This is a genomic window from Mesorhizobium sp. GbtcB19 (assembly GCF_019091085.1).
GTDB lineage: Bacteria > Pseudomonadota > Alphaproteobacteria > Rhizobiales > Rhizobiaceae > Mesorhizobium.
The window spans coordinates 1-233 of record NZ_JAGXJY010000575.1; the positions used below are offsets into that span (position 1 = coordinate 1).

Sequence of the window (233 nt, forward strand, 5' to 3'; positions counted from 1 at the left end):
CCGCGAAATGGGGGCTCATCTTTGTACCGAAGGCGATATAGCCGTCGCCATCGCTGAAATAGGACAGTTTCTGCTGCCCGGCCGTGGAATAGGCGAGCGAGAAATCGCCGTGGCGGCGCACCAGCCCCAGCCGCTCGTCATCCCTCAATTCGCGCCGCGGATCCTTGGGGGCCACGGCGTCGAGAGGCCTGGCGAGGTGGTGGCGCAGGGGCGCCATGGGCTCCCCGGGCCAA

At 67.0% G+C, this 233-nt stretch carries 1 pseudogene; it reads right to left on the bottom strand.

The features are described from left to right. A pseudogene (locus KVT37_RS33095) lies at nucleotides 1-217 on the bottom strand (hypothetical protein); the annotation flags it as partial. Between the last annotated feature and the right edge of the window lie 16 nt (nucleotides 218-233).